This window comes from Allocatelliglobosispora scoriae (genome assembly GCF_014204945.1).
Classification (GTDB): domain Bacteria; phylum Actinomycetota; class Actinomycetes; order Mycobacteriales; family Micromonosporaceae; genus Allocatelliglobosispora; species Allocatelliglobosispora scoriae.
This window is the reverse complement of the sequence record NZ_JACHMN010000002.1, coordinates 1,130,088-1,142,628: the sequence shown is the minus strand read 5'-3', so window position 1 is coordinate 1,142,628 and position 12,541 is coordinate 1,130,088. Positions and strand designations below refer to the sequence as shown.

Sequence of the window (12,541 nt, the reverse complement as noted above, 5' to 3'; positions counted from 1 at the left end):
CGGGTCACACTGACCCCCATGAGAGCCCTCGCCGGTGTCGCCGTGCTGGCGGTCGCCGTGTCGCTGACCGCCTGCCAGCCGCGCCACGATGCCGCCCCGGCCGACCGGCTCGCCAGGGGCTCCTCCAGCCACAGCATCACCGTCGACGATCGCGAGCGCACCTTCGGCCTCTACGCACCGCGATCCCTGCCGTCCGGCAGCGCAGTCCCGCTCGTCGTGATGCTGCACGGCGGCTTCGGCACCGGTGCGCAGGCGCAGGAGGCATACGGCTGGGACGAGGAGGCGGACCGGGGCGGGTTCGTGGTGGCGTACCCGGATGGATTGAATCGGGCCTGGGCCGTCGGCGCGGGCTGCTGCGGCCAACCCGGCCGCCAGGCGGTCGACGACGTGGCCTTCGTCGAGGCGGTGGTCGCGGCCGTGGGCCGGCTCACCCCGATCGACCCGGCCCGGGTCTACGCCACCGGCATGTCCAACGGAGCTCTGCTCTCCTACCGGCTCGCGTGCGACTCGCGGCTCTTCGCCGCGATCGCACCCGTGGCGGGTACGCAACTGGGCGACTGCGCACCGCCGGCACCCGTGTCGGTCCTCCACGTCCACGGTGGCGCCGACGCCAACGTCGCCTTCGACGGCAGCCCCGGCGCGGGTGTCGCCAAGATCGACGGCCCGCCCGTGCCGGAGGTGCTCGCCGGGTGGCGGGCGATCGGCGAGTGCGGCGAGCCCGTGGTGACCGTCGACGGCGAGGTCACCACCTCGTCGTCGCAGTGCGCGAACGGCCGGGAGGTCGAGCTGGTGCTGGTCGCGGGTGCGGGTCACCAGTGGCCGGGGTCGAGACCGAAGACCGCGGTGGAGAAGCTGCTCGGCCTCGATCCGCCGTCGGACGCGCTGGACGCCACCGCGGTGATCTGGCGGTTCTTCGCCGCCCATCCCCGCCCGGCGGTGTGATCTTCCCCGCCTGATGGAAGCATTGCGGGTGCTCGGCGGTTGCTGTCAGGCGTGACAGCCTTCCCTCTCTCCGTCCTCGACCTCGCTCCCGTCGCCACCGGCACCGCCAACGGCGCCGCCCTGCGGCACACCACCGCGCTCGCGCAGCGCGTCGAGCAGCTGGGATATCGACGGTTCTGGGTCGCCGAGCACCACAACATGCCGGGCATCGCCAGCTCCGCGCCCGCGGTGCTGCTCGCCCACCTCGCCGCCTCGACCTCGACGATCCGGCTCGGGTCGGGCGGGGTGATGCTGCCCAACCACGCGCCGCTCGTCGTCGCGGAGCAGTTCGGCACCCTCGTCGCGCTGCACCCGGACCGCATCGACCTCGGCATCGGCCGTGCACCCGGCACCGACCAGGTCACGGCGCTGGCACTGCGGCGCAGCGTGGACGCGCTCTCGGCGCAGGACTTCCCGCAGGAGCTGGCCCGCCTCGTCGACTACTTCACGTCGACCTCGGAGCATGCCCGGGTCGTCGCCGTTCCGGGGCGCGGCGACACACCGGGGATCTGGCTGCTGGGATCGAGCGACTTCAGCGCCCGGCTCGCCGGGCAGCTCGGACTGCCCTTCTCCTACGCCCACCATTTCAGTTCCGGCGGCACCGACGCGGCGCTGGCGGTCTACCGGAGTTCGTTCCAGCCGTCGCAGTGGCTCGCCGAGCCTTACGCGATGGTCGCCGTGAGCGCCGTCTGCGCCGAGACGGATGCCGAGGCCGAGTGGCTGTCGGGTCCGGCGGTGCTGGCGTTCCTGCGGCTGCGCCAGGGCCGTCCGGGGCAGATGCCGACGCCGGAGGAGGCGGCCGCGTACCCGTACACCCCGATGGAGCGCGAGTTCGCACTGCAGCGACGTGAGGGCCAGGCGCTGGGCAGCCCCGAGACGGTGACCCGCCAGCTCAACGACCTCCTCAAGCGCACCGCCGCAGACGAGCTGATGCTCACCACCCTCGTCTACGACATCAACGCGAGAATCCGCTCCTACGAGCTAATCGCCGACCAGGTCGCCCCCACCCTCACCCGCCCCCACTGAAATTTCGCGTTGATCAAGGGAAGACTCGCCGCGAATCGGACACCCCGGATGGCGAGTCTTCCCTTGATCAACGCGAATTAGTCGGGTGTGGTCCCGCGGACGGCCCAGGCGCGGGCGGTGAGGGGGATGCCTCCGTCCTCGGCGATCGGCAGGCCGGCGCGGATGCGCTCGCGCAGCGCCGTGCGGCGCTCTTCCGGCAACGCCATCGCGTACGCCGGGGCAGGCCCCTGTCCACCGAGGAACGGCCCCCAGTAGTCGTCAAAGTCGGCGAACCGGGTCTCCACCACGATCGCCTCGACCGTGACCTCCGCGAGCCCGGCGCCCAGCCACAGTTCGCGCAGGGGGTCGGGGTGGCAGAGCGGGAAGCGGCTGCCCTCCACCACCGCGGCGGCGGCCGGATCGAGCTCCACCGCCGCATCCCAGAAGTGCCGCATCATCAGCATGCCCTCGCCGTAGTCCCAGACATAGGCTGCGACGGCGCCGCCGGGTGCGGTGACCCGGGCCATCTCGGCGGCGGCGAGCCCGGGCTCCGGCACGAAGTTGATCGCGAGCCCGCTGACGACGGCGTCGAAGAGGTGGTCGGGCATCGGCAGGCACTGCGCGTCACCCCACATGAAGCTGGCGCGGGGGTCGGTGACCTGGCCGCGCGCGGTCTCCAGGAAGCCGTCGGCCGGGTCGAGCCCGACGACACCGGCCGGGTCGGCCCGGGCGAGGATCGTCGCCGTCAGCGCGCCGGTGCCGCAGCCGACGTCGAGCCAGTGCCGATCGGCGGGCACGTCCAGCCACTCCAGGAACGCGACCGCTACCCGGCGGCTCCACCTGCCCACATAGGCCTCGTAGGCATCGCCGAGCACCCATACATCCTGCGTCACCCGAATGAGGATACGGCTGCTGTATGCGACCGGATGTCGGAAGGCTACTTGGGGCGGGCGCGCCAGCGTCGAACGCTGTCGCCGGCGATCATCAATGACGGAGCGAGCATGAGTGCGAGTGCGACGACGTAGACCGGCCAGTGGCGGTGCAGGTCGAATATCGAGTAGTCCGGATCGACCTGCGAGGCATTCATGCCGAAGTAGGCGACGAGCAGGCCCACCGGCGCGACGATGAAACTCAACACGCCGATGGCGAGCGCCGATTGGAATCGCCTGATGTCCGCCTTGCGACCGCTCTCGATCCTCTCCTTAGGCCGGAATGCCGATCGAGTGGCGACGCGCCGGATCCTTTCACCGAATCGCATCCAGATCGAGCGATATCCGGAGAGGTCTCGCCCGATCTTCCGGGCGGAGCTCAGAATGCCCACGGCGAAGCGAAGGCTCTGGCAGAGGCTCTTGAGCGGCAGCCCTTCCGCCGCGACCGCGAACTGGTGGAGCTCCCCGTGCCACTCCTCCAGCGTCTCGGCCCGCAGGTGTGCCGGGATCCGCTGGGCTGCCAGATGCAGCAGGAAGCGGGGTAGGGCTTTCGCCCGGGTCCGGATCTCCTCGCTCGCCATGTCCTCGAACGCCTTGACGAACACTCGGACCACTCCCGCGATCACCGAACCGACCACAACCGAGAGCGCTATCAAGATGTATTTCACGCGTGACCGAATCCTGGTCGCAGGGCTGTTGCGGGGCGCGGTGCGATGTACTGGGACAGGGCTGCCAACTCCTGACGAACGACAGCGATCATGTCGGGGTTGATGCGGTAGAAGTGTCGCACCGGACGACCCTCCGCCGCCGGGTCGATGTTTTCGCGCTCCTTCACGAGCCATTCGGCCGCGACGAGCTTCGCGAACATCGGATAGATCTTCCCGCTGGGGAAGCCCGTCGAGGCCATCAGGTCGTAGCCGTACCGAGGTTGCGTGGGCTCCTGCAGGAACTCCTGAAGGAGGCGGGCGACGTCAGGCGTCACCCTGAGCTTCGGTCCACTCATAGGTATAATTCTTACATAGGGTCGCCGACGGTCCAACTCGATATCCGCTAGGTACGGGTGCTCGGTTCCGGTTGAGTGGGCTGCCTGCGGGAACGCCAGCGCCGAACGCCGATGTGGAGGACCACCGGCGTCGGTGCGAGCATGATCACGAGTACGAAGGTGTAGACCAACCAGTAGTGGTGCAGGTCGAACATGGAGTAGTCCGACCCGACCTGCGTGGCGTTGACGCCGAAGAAGGCGAACAGCAGCCCGAGCGGCGCGAAGAAGAAGCTCAGCAGGCCGAGGGTGAGCGCGAACCGGAACTGCCGGGCGTCCTCCACCTTCTTGCGGGCGTCCTCGATCTTCTTCTCCCGGCTCTCGATCGCGGTGAGCTCGGACTTCAGGCTGCTGCCCAGGCGCACGAACATCTGCCCGACGGTCCGCGCCCGCGACCGGATCTGCATCACCTCGTAGAGGGTGTGGTGGAAGTCGTCGATCCGCGCGGTGGTGCTGCCGAGTCCGAGGTTGGCCGTCGTCTCCACGCTGAAGGCGAGGTCGAGCTCGAGGTTGCCGACCTCGTCGGCGAGCGTCTCCAGGTCCTCCCGGGTCTGCTCGCCCGTGCGCCCCGACTGCCGGTGCGCCTGGAACTGCTGCACGTGGTAGTAGGCGTCGTGCCAGATCCGCTGGAACCGGGCCGCCGTGCCGACCGCCTGGACCGTGGTGAGCAGCACGCTGTTCTCGGCCTCGCTCTGCTGGCCGTAGAGGAAGCTCGACAGCGGCGAGACGGCCGCATAGGTCCCGCCGGTGCGGTTGAGCGACTTGGGTCGGCTGAGCTGGATGAACTCCGGCTGATAGGGCGGCTGGATGCCGTAGAGGATGCCGGCGATCACCGGGTACTCCGGTGCGGGGGAGCCGTTGCCGTTGACGAAGACGAGCGCGTGGTGCTCGCGGGCGCCCTTGCTCTCGTCCTCGGCCGGGTCGGCGCCCTCCTCGGGCACCGCGCCGATCTCGGCGGCGAGCTCGTCGACGATCGCGGTGACGGGACGGCCGGTGATCAGCAGCCGCGATCCGGTGCACGCCTGGAGCAGCTTGCGGAGGTAGGACTCCTCGCCGTCGGTGAGCTCGTGCAGCGGGAAGTCGAGCACGACGGTCGCCACGATCTGGTTGGCGGGGAAGGGCAGCCCGAAGAGCACGACCTCGACCCGGCTGAACTCCCCGGCCTGCTCGACCGTGCCGGACTCGAGCAGCATCGCCACGTCGCCCGCGTCGAAGAGCCGCTGCGCGAGCAGTTTCGGCAGTTGGCCCTCGAAGGAGTCGTAGAAGCTCTGGAACTGGCTGGTCAGGTCGAACTCGGTCGACGGCCGGGCCTGTTCGGTGCTCTCGGAGCTGCGCCAACGCGCGCTGGTGACATCGCAGAGCCTGATCCGGTACGCAGATTCCACACTCACTCCCCGTATCGATAGCAGTGACTCTACGCTACGGAGGCAAAGTGCCCCAACGGTTTCCGGGTGTCGACGCGCTACCTGCGCCTTTAGCCTGAGGCGAAATGGCTTGCGGTATATACAGGTTTTCGCGATTGTTGTCCTGTTCGTCGGTCACACCGACCGGCGGCCGAGGCACCCTGATCGGCGCGGCTACACGGGGGAGCTGCGCTGATCAGGGCGCCCCCGCGACGTGAACGACCGCCGGGCGACGCCTCCGCCGTCCGCTAGGCGGGCTGTCCGACCACCGAGTGGACCTCGGGCGCGACGCGCACCTGGACCGTCGCGCCGGTGGTGATGCCGAGCGACAGGAACTCGTTGCGGGTCAGGGTCACGGTCACGATCTGGTCCGCTGCGGCGACCTCGACCCGGATCTCGAAGCCGATCCGGGTGATGCGGGTGACCCGCCCGGTCACGTCGTCCGCGGTCGCCGCGCCGGTGTGGATGTGCAGGTCGTGCGGCCGGACGAGGCGGTCGCCGAGCTGCGTCGTCGGGCCGAGGAAGCGCATGACGAAGTCGTTGGCGGGCCGGTCGTAGAGGTCGTCCGGCGAGCCGATCTGCTCCACCCGGCCCTCGTTGATGACCACGATCTCGTCGGCGACTTCCAGGGCCTCCTCCTGGTCGTGGGTCACGAAGACCGTCGTGACGCTGACCTCGTCGTGCAGGCGGCGCAGCCAGTCGCGCAGCTCCTTGCGTACCTTCGCGTCGAGTGCGCCGAAGGGCTCGTCGAGCAGCAGCACGGTCGGCTGGACCGCCAGCGCCCGGGCCAGGGCCATGCGCTGGCGCTGCCCGCCGGAGAGCTGCGAGGGCAGCCGGTCGGCGAACTGGCTCAGGTGCACCAGGTCGAGCAGCTCCTTGACCCGCTCGCGGATCTCGTCCTTGGGCCGCTTGCGGATCTCCAGGCCGAACGCCACGTTGCGGTGCACCGAGAGGTGCTTGAAGGCGGCGTAGTGCTGGAAGACGAAGCCGACGTTGCGCTTCTGCGGCGGCAGGTTCGTGGCGTCGACGCCCTCGATCTCCACCTTTCCGCTGTCGGCGCTCTCCAGCCCGGCGATGATGCGCAGCAGCGTGGATTTGCCGCCGCCCGAGGGGCCCAGCAGCGCGGTGAGCCGGCCCGCTGGGATGCTCACGGAGACGTTGTCGAGCGCGACGAAATCCCCGAAGCGCTTGTTCACGTTCACGACTTCGATGCTCAACGGTCTTCCTTCGGCCGGAGGATGGAGACGATGATGATGCAGGCGACGGCGACGAGGGCCAGGAGGAAGGCGGTGGCGTAAGCGCCGCCCTTGTCGAAGTTGAGGTACTTCTCCTCCACCACCAGCGTGGCCGTGCGGGTCTGCCCGAGCACGTTGCCCGAGACAATCTTGACCGCGCCGAACTCGCCCAGCGACCGGGCCAGGCTGAGCACGACACCGTAGATGACGCCCCACTTGATCGAGGGCAGCGTGATGCGCAGGAACGTCTGTGCGGCGTTCGCCCCGAGGCTGCGAGCCGCCTGTTCCTGCTCGTCGCCGACCTCCTCCAGCACCGGCACGACCTCGCGGATCACCAGTGGCAGCGCCACGAAGACGGTGGCGAGCACGATGCCGGGGGTGGCGAAGATGACCTGGAAGCCGGCCTTCTCCAGCGTCGGGCCGAACCAGCCGATGCGCCCGCCGTAGACGAGCACCAGGGCCAGGCCGACCACGATCGGCGAGACCGACAGCGGCACGTCGAGCATGGCGCTGAGCAGCCGCTTGCCCCAGAACCGGTAGCGGACCAGCAGCAGCGAGATGCCGACGCCGAAGACCGTGTTGATGATGACCGCGATGATCGCCACCTGGACGGTGAGCTCCAGCGCGTGGACGATGTCCGGGTCCTCCAGGATGCCGGCGATGTTGTCCCAGCCGTTGGCGAGGGCATTCTTGCCGACGAGGTAGACCGGCCACGCCACCAGGAAGAACAGATAGATCGTGACGATCAGCCGAAGGGCAAGAGCGACAGGCCCCCGACGGGTACGGCTTCGGGCGCGCTCAGCCACGGCGGACCATCCTTCGCTGCGTGACGTCGAGCAGCACGATCACCGCGAACGAGACCAGCAGCAGCACCGCCGCCACCGCTGCGGCGCCCTCGGGGTTGTCGTTCTCGATGCTGCTGAGGATGCGAACGGAGGCGACCTCCGTGTAATTGGGCAGGTTGCCGGAGAAGAGCACCAGCGCGCCGTACTCGCTCATGCCGCGGGCGAAGGAGAGCGCGGCACCGGCGGCGATGGCGGGCGTCAGGCTCGGCAGGATGATCCGGCGGAAGACGGTGAAGCGGCTCGCCCCCAGCGACATCGCGGCCTCCTCGGCGTCGCGGTCGAGCTCGGCGAGGACCGGCTGCACCGTGCGGACGACGAAGGGCAGGGTGACGAAGAGGAACGCGACGACGACCGCGATCCGGGTGTTGGCGACGTCGACCCCCAGCGGGCTGGTGTGCCCGTAGAGCGACAGCAGCACGAGGCCGGCCACGATCGTCGGCAGCGCGAAGGGGATGTCGATGAGGACCTCGAGCACGCGCTTGCCGAAGAACCTGTCCCGGACCAGCACCCAGGCGATCAGCGTGCCCATCACGATGTTGACCAGTGTCACCAGGGCGGCGGCGACGACGGTGAGGATGATCGCGGCAGCGGTCTGCGGGCTGGTGATCGCATCCCGGAAGTTCGTCCACCCGCCGCTGCCCGCGGTGACGACGACCGCCGTGAGCGGGATCAGCACCAGCAGGCTGAACCACATCATGGCTATTCCCAGGCCCAGCCCGGAGACCTTGGTGAGCGGACGACCGGGCCGGACCGCCCGGCGGCGTGAAGCCGCCGGGCGGTCCGGGGTGATGATTGTCGAGGTCACTTCGCCTTGCCCGATGCGGCGATGATCTTGACTATGATGCCGTCCTTCTCCGCGAAGAACTTCTTCGACAGCGCCGACCAGCTCTCGAAGTCCTTCGAGACGGTCAGCAGCTTCTTCGGGGCGGGGAAGGGGTTCGCGGCGTCCGGGACACCCTCGATGCCGGTGGTGTCGACACCCTCGATGATCGGGCGGAAGCCCTTGAGGGCGAACTGGCGCTGGCCGTCCTTGGAGAGGACGAAGTTCAGCCAGTCCTTGGCCTTGGGGTCGGCCTTGGTCAGGATCGCGCCCGGGTTCTCGATGAGGATCGTGGTGTCCGGCAGGATCCAGTCGAACTTCTCGCCGGCCTGGGTCGCCAGGATCGCCTCGTTCTCGTAGGCGAGCAGGACATCGCCGGTGCCGCCGAGGAAGCTGGTGGTGGCGTCACGGCCGCTGCCCGGCAGCGAGACGACGTTCGCGAAGAGCTTGGTGACGAAGTCGGTCGCCTGGGCGTCGGTGCCGCCGTTGGCGGTGATGTGGCCCCAGGCCGCCAGCGCGTTCCAGCGGGCGGCGCCCGAGGAGGCCGGGTTGGGGGTCACGATGCCGATGCCGGGCTTGATGAGGTCGTCCCAGCCCTTGATGCCCTTCGGGTTGCCCTTGCGGACGGCGAGGACGACGACCGACGACGACACGATGCCCTTGGTGGGGCCGGTGTTCCACGACGGGTCGACCAGCTTGGCGTCGACGAGGCGGGTGACATCGCTGGAGACCGAGAAGTGGACGTAGTCCGCCTTCAACCCGTTGACCACGGCGCGGCTCTGGTCACCGGACGCTCCGTAGGAGGTCTGGAACTTCACGCCCTTGCCCTCGGGCGTCTTGTTCCACGCGGCGGCGATCGCCTTGTTGGCCGCCTCGGGGACCGCGAAACCGACGATGGAAAGGGTCGTCGTGCTCTCCGGTGCCGTGGTGTCATCGCCTGAGCTGCAAGCCGACAGCGCGAGGCCGGCTGCGGCGAGTAGCGCAACTGCTGCTCTGATCCGGATCTTCATGCGGGACCGTGTCCTCCTCATGCGCGCCTGGTGCGCGCCAATCTCCCCGGGAAACACCCGATGATATTGATATTTATGAATCTATGCGGTTGAACTGTGGAGCCGAGCCGACGCTGTTCCGCATGGGGCACAGGGCTTCGATGCCTGCTGGCCGGGTATGCGCAACCGGTCGGCGATGAATATCCCACTAAACCACTAGACTTTCAAGGGTTTCTGGGACGGTGACGCGGGACACATATCATTTGACCGTTTTGTCCACCAAGGATGCATCGACAGTGGGCGATGTAAGTCGCGACGGGGATGCCCCTCGGCCTCGGTGCATGGGCGCGCGTGCTACATGGTCAGCTATGGATGTCTCGATCTCGGCGACAGAAGTGCGTCGGGGCTCAGCCGTTCGGCTGGTTTGCGCCGACGACAGTCCCGTGCAAAATCAAAACCTATTAAGTCAGTAGGCAAAGTATGGATGCTCGGGATTGTGGGGTTTGGTGATTCGCCAGGTCGGCCCGATCCCCGTACGCACCGACTATGCGGTCCGGGCCCTCGCCACCCTCGCGGCCCACGCCCCGGCCAGTGTCAAGGCGCAGCTGCTCGCCGAGACACACCACATCCCGCTCTCCTACCTCTACGACGTGCTCTCCGACCTGCGCCGCAGCGAGCTCGTCCACTCCCAGCGGGGGACCGACGGCGGCTTCACCCTGACCAGGGCGCCTTCGGAGATCACGCTCGGCGACGTGGTCCGGGCGCTCGACGGTGCGCCCGGCAGCGGGCCGCCGCTGCGCCAGCGCAACGAGAGCCCCGACGGCCTCGCCCTGCGGCTGCAGGAGCTCTGGACGGCGGCGGACACCGCGACGATGCGGGTCTGGGACGGCGTCACCCTCGCCGACCTGACCGGCGATCGAGGCTAGGGCTGGTGCCGGTGGGTGTAGTCGCTGCGGCGCAACAGCATCACGGCGAGCATGCACGGGATCATCAGGATGTGCCCGGCGGTCGAGAGGGTCGACGCGGAGATCTGCCCGGCCCAGAAGGGGCCGAACAGCAGTAGGAACGGCACATACATCGCGGCCGACATCTGCGCGACCGCCGCCCAGCCGTGGCCCCGCAAGCGCATCCAGGCCGCCATGCCGATCGCCATGTTCGTCGCCATCACCAGCACATGCAGCTCGGCGTGCATGTGCAGGTGCGGCCAGACGAGCATCCAGATCGGACCGAGCAGCAGCATCCCGGCGAGCATCGCGAGCACCATCTCGGCGAAGTGCCAGACGAAGCGGGCCACGGGCCGGTCGGATGCCGTGGCGGGCTGCCCGGCATCGGTGCGCAGATCGAGGTCGCCGTCCATGCCGGTCAGCCTAAGCCAGCGACGGCGGGCCGGTCACGATCCCGAGCATGCCGCAAACCGAGCATGCCCCAGCGGTCAGAACCCGAACAGCGCGTAGCCGAGCGAGACGAGGGCGCCGAGCAGGAGCGCGCTGCCGATACCGAGCCCGTTGACGGCGCTCACCGGCAGCGACCTGGCACGGGCGATCGGGATCGCGGCGAGCGCGGCGACGGTGGCGAGAGCCGCGATGACGTGGATGAACGGGTAGTGCAGCACCACGGCGACGGGGAAGAGGTGCACCCCGACCACGAGGGCGATCCAGACCGGGACGTAGTCGCGCCGGCCGGTCAGGCCCAGGACCGCCGCGCCGAGCCCGGCGAGGGCGAACTCGATGCCGACGATGATGCCGAAGGTGCGCCCGACGGTCTCGTCGAAGACCGTGCCGTCGCTCCAGTGGCGCCAGGTGAGCAGGCCGCCCGCGATGAAGCTGAGGATCGACAGGACAGAGCCGGTGATGAGCCACCTGCGCCAGGCCGGTGGCGGCTTCTCCTGGGCCCAGCCGAACCAGGCCGAGCCGAAGAAGCCGAAGATCGCAGCGGTGGCCGCGGCGTCGCGGAGGAACTCCGTCATCGGGACTCCTGTTCGGTAGCGTGCACCGAACCCTAGCCGCCGCGTGCGACATCGGCCGTCCCGCCGCCGGAGCCGTCGTCACGACCCCGGCGGTGGATGCGATCAGGCGTGAACCGTGTAGGGGATCGGCTTCCAGTCGACGTTCTGGCCGACCGTGTCGTCGCCCTCGATCTCCTTGCCGATGTCGCGGACGTTGAGCCCGACCTTCGCGGCGAGGGCGAGCGTCTCGTCGTCGTACTTCGACGCCCGGAACGAGTTCACCATGTAGGTGCGGGTCTTCAGGTACTCCACATAGCGGTCGTGGTGGGCGTCGTTGAGCCCGATCGCGGCGAAGACGGCGAGCCGGTCGCCGTCGGCCTTGGCGATCCGCCACTTCGGGATCTTCGGGATCTGCTTGGGCTCCGGGTGCACGCTGCGGGGGAACTTCAGCAGGACGCCGTTGCCGCTGTGCGTCGTGCGCAGGCTCCAGACAGCGACGTCGCCGACGCGGGTGCGGACGTAGACGTTCTTGCCGACGGAGTGGTCGGTCGTGTTGTGCGAGCCGGACCGCAGGTTGAGGCCGCCGGTGTGCTTCCAGTGGTCCTGGAGGTAGATCCCGAACCGCAGGATGGTGTAGCGGCCCCGCCAGTCGGGACCGTTGGGGTCCTGCCGGTCGGTGTTGTCCTTGTGGAAGCCGCGCTGACCGGAGTTGATCGTGACCGAGCTGTCGCCCGTGTACCAGATGTCATCGCTGCCGAGGATCCGTCGGGCGATCTCGGCGAAGTTGCCGTCGACGAGGACGCTGCGCATGCTGGGGTTGGAGAGCAGGTCGCCCGGTCCGCGCTCGCGGCCGGCGAAAGCCGCCTCGCGCAGGCGCTGGATCTCCGCCTTCGGATAGACGTCGCGGACGATCGTGTAGCCGTTCTCCCAGAACGCGTCTACGTCGACCTTGAACGCAGAAGCCATGGTTTCTCCCTCGCGGGCCGTCCGGCTCCGGGGCGCGTGATCCACCCGGGCGGACCGCATTTCGCTAGTTGGGTGTCGCGCTTCCAACGGCAGCGCGCGCAGATACTGCCAGGATGCTAACAGCGGTATTGCCGTTTTGTGCGTCGCCGAACCGGCCGTGAGCAGGGTGAATACCGGTGAGTAACGACCTCGTCGCTGGGGATGCTCGCCGGGGGCGATCGAGTAGCGCCCAGCTAGATGATCATACGTAGACAAATTGTTATATATATTGCCGAGATCATCCGCGGCGTTTCGGTACGCCGCCTGGGCTGCAAGGATAGTTGCTTTTTGCAACTGACTAATCAGCGATCCAGTCGCCGCGCCGTTAACAAGTCGCGATCGGCG

The 12,541-nt window shown here is 68.5% G+C and carries 14 protein-coding genes; 3 read left to right on the top strand and 11 right to left on the bottom strand.

Annotated elements, in window-relative coordinates; genetic code table 11:
• Positions 1-18 precede the first annotated feature (18 nt).
• Both F4553_RS10850 and F4553_RS10845 read left to right on the top strand, forming a co-directional pair.
• On the top strand, positions 19-942 hold the full coding sequence (locus F4553_RS10850; RefSeq protein ID WP_184835051.1) for a CE1 family esterase: 924 nt from the start codon (positions 19-21) through the stop codon (positions 940-942).
• Between the two features lie 51 nt (positions 943-993).
• Positions 994-2,007: an LLM class flavin-dependent oxidoreductase gene (locus F4553_RS10845; protein WP_184835050.1), complete on the top strand. Its 1,014-nt coding sequence runs from the start codon at positions 994-996 to the stop codon at positions 2,005-2,007.
• A 77-nt stretch (positions 2,008-2,084) separates the two neighbouring features.
• On the opposite strand, the gene F4553_RS10840 is transcribed toward F4553_RS10845, so the two are convergent.
• The 8 genes from F4553_RS10840 to F4553_RS10805 form a co-directional block, all read right to left on the bottom strand.
• Positions 2,085-2,879 (bottom strand): class I SAM-dependent methyltransferase, encoded by a 795-nt coding sequence (locus tag F4553_RS10840; RefSeq protein WP_312875155.1) that lies wholly within the window; start codon positions 2,877-2,879, stop codon positions 2,085-2,087.
• Positions 2,880-2,923: 44 nt separating this feature from the next.
• Complete coding sequence (locus tag F4553_RS10835; RefSeq protein WP_184835048.1) at positions 2,924-3,496, bottom strand: hypothetical protein; 573 nt, start codon at positions 3,494-3,496, stop codon at positions 2,924-2,926.
• Between the two features lie 83 nt (positions 3,497-3,579).
• Positions 3,580-3,918: a PadR family transcriptional regulator gene (locus F4553_RS10830; RefSeq protein ID WP_184835046.1), complete on the bottom strand. Its 339-nt coding sequence runs from the start codon at positions 3,916-3,918 to the stop codon at positions 3,580-3,582.
• 47 nt (positions 3,919-3,965) lie between these two features.
• Positions 3,966-5,339, bottom strand: coding sequence for a hypothetical protein (locus F4553_RS10825; RefSeq protein ID WP_184835044.1), 1,374 nt, complete (start codon positions 5,337-5,339; stop codon positions 3,966-3,968).
• Positions 5,340-5,605: 266 nt separating this feature from the next.
• The gene (locus F4553_RS10820) at positions 5,606-6,574 is read right to left on the bottom strand and encodes a sulfate/molybdate ABC transporter ATP-binding protein (RefSeq protein ID WP_184835042.1); all 969 of its coding nucleotides are present in this window, start codon (positions 6,572-6,574) and stop codon (positions 5,606-5,608) included.
• Positions 6,571-7,398: a sulfate ABC transporter permease gene (locus F4553_RS10815; protein ID WP_184835040.1), complete on the bottom strand. Its 828-nt coding sequence runs from the start codon at positions 7,396-7,398 to the stop codon at positions 6,571-6,573. The genes F4553_RS10820 and F4553_RS10815 overlap by 4 nt, the downstream gene beginning before the upstream one ends.
• The gene (cysT, locus tag F4553_RS10810) at positions 7,391-8,242 is read right to left on the bottom strand and encodes a sulfate ABC transporter permease subunit CysT (RefSeq protein ID WP_184835038.1); all 852 of its coding nucleotides are present in this window, start codon (positions 8,240-8,242) and stop codon (positions 7,391-7,393) included. The genes F4553_RS10815 and cysT overlap by 8 nt, the downstream gene beginning before the upstream one ends.
• A complete protein-coding gene (locus tag F4553_RS10805) occupies positions 8,239-9,267 on the bottom strand; it encodes a sulfate ABC transporter substrate-binding protein (RefSeq protein ID WP_184835036.1) in 1,029 nt (342 codons plus the stop codon). Before F4553_RS10805 ends, cysT begins: the two co-directional genes overlap by 4 nt.
• A gap of 485 nt (positions 9,268-9,752) precedes the next feature.
• Here F4553_RS10805 and F4553_RS10800 point away from each other — a divergent pair, with 485 nt between their 5' ends.
• Positions 9,753-10,172, top strand: coding sequence for an RrF2 family transcriptional regulator (locus F4553_RS10800; protein WP_184835034.1), 420 nt, complete (start codon positions 9,753-9,755; stop codon positions 10,170-10,172).
• On the opposite strand, the gene F4553_RS10795 is transcribed toward F4553_RS10800, so the two are convergent.
• The 3 genes from F4553_RS10795 to F4553_RS10785 form a co-directional block, all read right to left on the bottom strand.
• The gene (locus F4553_RS10795; protein ID WP_221469850.1) at positions 10,169-10,603 is read right to left on the bottom strand and encodes a hypothetical protein; all 435 of its coding nucleotides are present in this window, start codon (positions 10,601-10,603) and stop codon (positions 10,169-10,171) included. The genes F4553_RS10800 and F4553_RS10795 overlap by 4 nt on opposite strands.
• A 75-nt stretch (positions 10,604-10,678) precedes the next feature.
• Entirely contained in the window at positions 10,679-11,212 is a 534-nt protein-coding gene (locus tag F4553_RS10790; RefSeq protein ID WP_184835032.1) for a hypothetical protein, read from the bottom strand.
• 102 nt (positions 11,213-11,314) lie between these two features.
• Positions 11,315-12,157 carry a phytanoyl-CoA dioxygenase family protein gene (locus F4553_RS10785; RefSeq protein ID WP_184835030.1) on the bottom strand — a complete coding sequence of 281 codons (843 nt, stop codon included), beginning with the start codon at positions 12,155-12,157 and terminating at the stop codon, positions 11,315-11,317.
• Positions 12,158-12,541: the final 384 nt, after the last annotated feature.

Coding starts and splice junctions, on each gene's coding strand:
- F4553_RS10795 (WP_221469850.1), bottom strand. CDS start 10,603: ATGGACGGCGACCTCGATCTGCGCACCGATGCCGGGCAGCCCGCCACG.
- F4553_RS10830 (WP_184835046.1), bottom strand. CDS start 3,918: ATGAGTGGACCGAAGCTCAGGGTGACGCCTGACGTCGCCCGCCTCCTT.
- F4553_RS10805 (WP_184835036.1), bottom strand. CDS start 9,267: ATGAAGATCCGGATCAGAGCAGCAGTTGCGCTACTCGCCGCAGCCGGC.
- F4553_RS10785 (WP_184835030.1), bottom strand. CDS start 12,157: ATGGCTTCTGCGTTCAAGGTCGACGTAGACGCGTTCTGGGAGAACGGC.
- F4553_RS10835 (WP_184835048.1), bottom strand. CDS start 3,496: ATGGCGAGCGAGGAGATCCGGACCCGGGCGAAAGCCCTACCCCGCTTC.
- F4553_RS10790 (WP_184835032.1), bottom strand. CDS start 11,212: ATGACGGAGTTCCTCCGCGACGCCGCGGCCACCGCTGCGATCTTCGGC.
- F4553_RS10850 (WP_184835051.1), top strand. CDS start 19: ATGAGAGCCCTCGCCGGTGTCGCCGTGCTGGCGGTCGCCGTGTCGCTG.